The following is a 6,000-nucleotide window of genomic DNA, read 5'->3' as shown; positions in this document are numbered from 1 at the left end:
CCCGGGGCACTCCCCCCCAAAAACTTTGTGCGGGGCCCGCGGCGGCCCCGGGGGGGGGGGGGGCGCCCCCCCCCCCCCCCCCCCCCCCTCCGCCGTAGGCCCGACTACGCGTACGTGCTGATGTCCTTGATCATGGCGAAGCCCAGTCCGTATGCGCTCATGCCTCTCCCGTACGCCCCCAGGTGCACCCCTTGCTGCGTGGAACCCGCGAGCACCCAGCCGAACTCGGACTCGCGGTAGTGGAACGGCGTCGGGACGCCGTCCACCGGCAGCGACAGCGTCGACCAGTCCGGACCGGCCAGGTCGTCCGCGAGGGCCCAGGCCGTCTCGGTCTGCTGCTCCAGCCAGTCGTCGCGCAGGGAGTGGTCCATCTGCCCCGGCCAGGTGAAGGACAGCAGCCCCACCCCCGCGAGCCAGGCCGCCGAGGACACCGAGGTGGCCTCCAGGAGCCCCGTGCCGTCCGCGCTGCGCCGCACGGGGTTGGCGGCGACCGTGACCACGACCGCGAACTTCTCCTTGGGCTCTCCGGCCGTCCCGACCGCGTACTCGTTCTTCACGGACGGCTCGTCGCCGTGCCCGATCGAACCGTGCTCGACGGCTTCATCGGCCGCCGTCCCGACCTGCATCAGCCAGCGCGGGCCCGTGAAGGCCTCGTCGAGGCCGTACCACGGGAAGGGCGCCAGCAGGTAGCCGTCGACCGTGCGCCGGGCGGAGGGCAGCTGTTCCTGTCCCTCCGCGGCCGGCGCCTGCGCGACCGCCTGACTCGTCGTCTCCATGTGCCCGGACGCCTCCTCGCTCTCGTCGGACCGGAGCGGCCCGCCCCCCTTCGGGCGGCGTTACTCCTCGAAGTACGGTCCGCACAACAACTCGGCAGCATAGCCACCCCGCTCAGGACGGCACGGAAACCGCCCGGCGCGTGGGGCGCGCCGAGGGCGGGTTCAGGCCGTGCAGGGGGTGCCGTGGACTATGAAACGCGTCACGTGGGGCGCGGGTACGGCGCAGGGGATCAGCCGGGGCGTACGGCTCAGGTGGCGTCCGCGTCGAACGGCGGGCGGTCGTCTTCCTCGGGCTTCTTCGTCATGTCGACGCGGCCGCCGGTGGAACCGGAGGACGAAGAGGTCGAGGAGGAAGAGGGAGACGAGGAGGCGGAGGGGGCGGACGGCGCGTCGGTGCCGTGGACGGCGTCCGTGACCTCGGCCATCTCCTTCTTCAGGTCGAAGCCGTTGCGGATCTCCTTCAGCCCCAGTTCGTCGTTGTCCAGCTGCTTGCGGATGAACGTCTTGGGGTTGAGGTCCTCGAACTCGAAGTCCTTGAACTCCGGGCCCAGTTCGCTGCGGATGTCCTGCTTCGCGCTCTCCGAGAACTCACGGATCTTGCGGATCGTCCGGGTGACGTCCTGAATGAACTTCGGGAGCTTGTCCGGACCGAAGACGAGCACGGCAAGGACAACGAGCGTCACCAGCTCGAGCGGTCCTATGTCATTGAACACCTGAAGCTCCTTGCGATGTCCTCGGTCCTCGGCCCTCGGTGGTCTGTGCGGGTCTTCCGTGGTCCGGGCCGCATCCACGGTACCCGGCGATCCCGTACGACCGGTACTGTCCCGAGCTTTCCGAGTGCGTCTTCCTGCGCGGTTTTGGGGGTTGTTTGCCTTGTGGGGCGGTGGTTGGGGGTCGCACCTGTGAGGTTCGTGTCCATCAGTCGCCGTCGGCGGAACCGAGCACCAGCGAGATCTTCTTCTCCTTGCCGTCGCGCCGCACGGTCAGCTCCAGGCGGTCGCCGGGGCGGTGGGCACGGGTCTTGACGATCAGCTCCTCGCCGGAGTGCACGCGCTCGCCGTCCACCGCGGTGATGATGTCGCCCGCCCTGATGCCGGCCTTGTCGCCCGGGCCGCCCTTGCTGACGGCGGGGCCGCCGCCGGAGGCCTTGGTGCCGACACGGGCGCCGTCGCCGGTGTAGTCCATGTCGAGGGTGACGCCGATGACGGGGTGGGTGGCCTTGCCGGTGTTGATGAGTTCCTCGGCGACCCGCTTGGCCTGGTTGACGGGGATGGCGAAGCCGAGCCCGATGGAACCGGCCTGACCGCTCTCGTCGGTGGTGCTGTCGGCGGACCGGATGGCGGAGTTGATGCCGATGACACGGGCCTTCGAGTCGAGGAGCGGCCCGCCGGAGTTGCCGGGGTTGATCGGCGCATCGGTCTGCAGCGCGTCGACGTACGACACATCGCTCCCGTCGGAGCTGTCGCCGCCGGCGGTGATGGGGCGTTCCTTGGCGCTGATGATGCCGGAGGTGACGGTGCCCGCCAGGTCGAAGGGAGCGCCGATGGCGACGACGGGGTCGCCGACCTGGACGTTGTCGGAATTGCCGAGGGCCATGGGCTTCAGCCCGCGGACATTGCTGACCTTGACGACGGCGAGGTCGTAGCCGATGTCCCGGCCCACGACGGTGGCCTTGGCGGTGTCCCCGCTGTTGAAGGTCACGGATATCTCGCCCGTGGCACCGGCCGACGCAGCGGCCGGTTCGACGACGTGGTTGTTGGTGAGGATGTGCCCCTGGTCGTCGAGCACGAACCCGGTGCCGGTACCCGACTCGTCGGCGCCGGTCACATGCAGGGTCACGACGCTGGGCAGGGCCCGGGCGGCAATCCCGGCCACACTGTCCGGAGCCCGCCCGGCGGGCTCCTTCCCGGCCTGCGGCAGCTCTACGCCGCCCACGCCGCCGTTGCGTTCGAGGTACGCCCCGATGCCCCCACCGACCCCACCGGACACAAGCGCCAACACCACAGCACCCCCCACCAGCCTCCTTCGCACCCGCCGTCGCCGCTTGTCCTCCCCCTCGACAGCGGCGCCGGTCTGCTGGAGGGGGGCGGGGGCCCAGGGATCGTAGTTCTGCCAGGGGGTGGAGAGGAGTGCGGGGGCCGCTGGACCGGAAGGCTGGGTCGAGGCGGACGCGCCGTGGGGGGCGGCGGCGGTGGGGGACGGCGGCTGGGTGGGTATGGAGGGGGGCTGGTCGGGACCCGGGGCGCCGGGAGGCTCGGGGGCCGCCAAGGGCACGCCGGTGGCAGTGGACGGCGCCTGGGGCGATCTGCCGGGAGGCTGCGTGGGATCGAGTGTGCTGGCGGAGTCGGGGGCGGCAAGGGCCGGCGTGCCGGGAAGCCGGGTGTGGCCAGGTGCGCCGTGTGGTCCGGGGGCGGCTCCACCGACGACGGGTGCGCCGGGGGCCGACGGTGGTAGCGGGGCTGGTGCGGCGTGGGGCGGTGTCGGCGCCGGTATCGCCGTGCCCTGCGCGGGTCGGGCCGCCGGGTGCTGTACCGGCGGAGCGGGGGCCCAGGGGCCGGGCTCGCCGTATGGCGGGGTGCTGTAGGGATCAGGGTCGTGCAGCGGTTGAGGACGCTCGGCGGCGGGCAGGGCCGAGGCGGTAGCCGCAGCCGAGTCCTTGTCCATGAAGGGGGCGGCCGCCCCGGCGGGCGGGTCCAGCTCGAAGTCGCCTCCGGTGCGCGGCTGCTCCGAACCCGGTTCCTCGGCGACGCGCTGCAAGCCGACGGCCAGGCCGCCCTCGGCCCCTGCCTCGTCCGCTTCCTGCGGAGCCCTCAGCTCGAAATCACCCTCGGGAAGGCCACCTCCGCCGCCGACCCCAGCAGGACGCCCCGGCTCGACCTCTCCGTCCGTGGAAACTGCGCCCTCGGCAACAGCCGCGCGCTCAGCGGAAAAACCTTCCGGCCGGCCCAGCTCGAAGTCACCGTCGGGGACGACCGCACGGTTGCCGCCGGTGTCCTCCGGCCGGCCCGGTTCCACTGCAGCCTCGGAGGCGGCTGTCGCGCTGCGGTCCGCGGACGGCGGGTCCAACTCGAAGTCGCCGTCGGCACCTTCATGTGGCAGGGCCGCCCTGCCCTCCGCCGACGCCGTCCCGGCCACGGGTCGCGGCGCCGCAGCCGCACCGGCCGAGGCCTCGACGCCTTCCGTCGAGCCCGCGGCCGCAGCCGCAGCCGCCGGCGAATCCGGAGCCGCATCCCCAGACATCGGCCCAGCATCCGCGACCGCCGCCGAACCCCCCGGTGCGGGCCCGGTGCCCGTCGAAGGCCCCGCAGGGGTCTGCGGGCGTGGCCGGTTCCACCACTTCGGCTTCGTGGGCTTGCCCTCGTTCATGCTCTCCCCACAGCTGGCCACGACGCGGCACGGCTCGTCGGCGGTGGCCTCAGTTGTCGACTCCGCGCGCGGCTGACTGCCGTGGACGCGGTCCACCACGGATTCAACCAGGTTCGCGGGCCGTCGCGCAGGGGCCGGTCAGCGGGAGGGGTGGGGGGAGGAGGGAGCGGGACTCGAGTCGGGGAGGGGTGATGCCAGCAGGCCGGGGGAGGAGACCTCGGGGGCCGAGGACCACGAGGTCAGGGAGAGCAGCGGGGTCGCGGTGAGTGGACGTATCAGCGGGGACATCACTGCGGCCCCCGCCATCACGGGGGTGGTCAGCGTGTGCATGGTCTGCGCCGCGCCGGCAGGGCTCGGTACCCCCGGCAGCAGCGGGGCGGACACCTGGGTCGGGGCCACCGGCGCGTCACCGCGCGACTGCCGGCCCTGCGCGAGCAGCGGGCCGGCGCCACGGCGCCGCTGTGCCTCGGGGGCCGTGGCGGCGCCCGTCCCCTGCGTACGCATCGGGGTCACATTGCTGCCCGCCCCCGTGCCGCCGCGCGCGTCCGTGGTGTCGACCGGGGTGCCCGTCGTAACGCCGCCCAGCGCGATCGCGGCGAGCGACACCGCACCGGCTGCGACGAACGCGAAGCGCATCCCGCGCGAGGCCGACCGTTCGGCCTCGTGCCGGCTGACGTCGTGTATGCGGAAGCCGCGGTCCGCGGACGGCGGGAGCAGCGGGGCGTGCGAGGAAGAGGAGGGGACGTAGTCGAACTCGAAGCGCTCACCCCGCTTCAGGCCGAAGACCCCGGTGACGCCCGGTCTTCCGGGGGTCGCGCCGAGGAGTCCTTCCCCGCCGAACGGCGAGCCACCGCCGTCCGGATCGCCTCCCCCCGGAAGGCCCTGCAGCCGGGCCAGAAAACTTTCGGAGGGCGGCGGCGGAGCGGCCTCCGCGAACACGTTCTTCAGCTGTCGCTGCGCATCGGCCTCCGCCTTGCACTTGGCGCAGGTGGCCAGGTGGGCGAGGACACGCTCGCGCGACTCATGACCGAGCTCTCCGTCCACCAGGGCGGAGAGTCGGTCTCCCAGATGCTGCTCGGCCAGACGCCTCTCGGCGGGGCTGGGTCGTGATCCACTCACGCGGTCGCGCCCCCTCCCCCCAGTGCGGGTACGCGAGGCACGAAGGAGCGCCGCTCGGAGGCCCGGGCCTCCGGCGAACGGTGCGCGAGAGCCTTGCGCAGCTGCGAGCGGCCGCGGTGGATCCGGGAGCGGACCGTGCCGAGCTTGACGCCGAGGGTCGCGGCGATCTCCTCGTACGACAGTCCTTCGATGTCGCACAGGACGACCGCGGCGCGGAACTCGGGCGCGAGGGTGTCGAGGGCCTGCTGGACGTCCGCGTCGAAGTGCGCGTCGTTGAAGACCTGCTGGGGTGACGGCTCACGGCTCGGCAGCCGCTCGGCCGCGTCGTCGCCCAGGGCGTCGAAGCGGATGCGCTGCTTGCGGCGGACCATGTCCAGGAAGAGGTTGGTGGTGATCCGGTGCAGCCAGCCCTCGAAGGTGCCCGGAGTGTAGGTCGACAGGGACCGGAAGACGCGGACGAAGACCTCCTGGGTGAGGTCCTCGGCGTCGTGCTGGTTGCCGGTGAGGCGGTAGGCAAGTCGGTAGACGCGGCCACTGTGTGTGCTGACGATCTCCTCCCAGGTGGGCGGAGTCCACGCCTGCCCGTCCGCGTCGGTGGAGAACGTCGCGGTCTGGGCGTGGTCAGCGGCGTGGCTGGGGTCAGCAGCGGTGTCGTTCACGGATTTCGGCCTGCCTGCCGATCCGAGGAAGCGCCGCAGCACTCCTCCCCGATCCCCAGGCGCAGCCGCACCTCCCCTGT

At 72.5% G+C, this 6,000-nt stretch carries 5 protein-coding genes; all 5 read right to left on the bottom strand.

The features are described 5' to 3' along the window. Positions 1-104 precede the first annotated feature (104 nt). Positions 105-776 (bottom strand): hypothetical protein, encoded by a 672-nt coding sequence (locus tag ACFY1U_RS08870; protein WP_390693401.1) that lies wholly within the window; start codon positions 774-776, stop codon positions 105-107. 248 nt (positions 777-1,024) lie between these two features. Further along, the gene (locus tag ACFY1U_RS08865) at positions 1,025-1,489 is read right to left on the bottom strand and encodes a sec-independent translocase (RefSeq protein WP_390693400.1); all 465 of its coding nucleotides are present in this window, start codon (positions 1,487-1,489) and stop codon (positions 1,025-1,027) included. 205 nt (positions 1,490-1,694) lie between these two features. Beyond that, positions 1,695-3,440 (bottom strand): trypsin-like peptidase domain-containing protein, encoded by a 1,746-nt coding sequence (locus ACFY1U_RS08860; protein ID WP_390693683.1) that lies wholly within the window; start codon positions 3,438-3,440, stop codon positions 1,695-1,697. Between the two features lie 840 nt (positions 3,441-4,280). Further along, positions 4,281-5,261 carry an anti-sigma factor family protein gene (locus ACFY1U_RS08855; RefSeq protein ID WP_390693399.1) on the bottom strand — a complete coding sequence of 327 codons (981 nt, stop codon included), beginning with the start codon at positions 5,259-5,261 and terminating at the stop codon, positions 4,281-4,283. Next, positions 5,258-5,962 (bottom strand): RNA polymerase sigma factor SigE, encoded by a 705-nt coding sequence (sigE, locus tag ACFY1U_RS08850; RefSeq protein ID WP_078912335.1) that lies wholly within the window; start codon positions 5,960-5,962, stop codon positions 5,258-5,260. Before sigE ends, ACFY1U_RS08855 begins: the two co-directional genes overlap by 4 nt. Positions 5,963-6,000 lie beyond the last annotated feature (38 nt).

The sequence above is a fragment of the Streptomyces sp. NPDC001351 genome (assembly GCF_042896045.1).
Lineage (GTDB): Bacteria > Actinomycetota > Actinomycetes > Streptomycetales > Streptomycetaceae > Streptomyces.
Note: the sequence above shows the minus strand (reverse complement) of the source record. Positions and strands in the feature narration are given on the sequence as shown.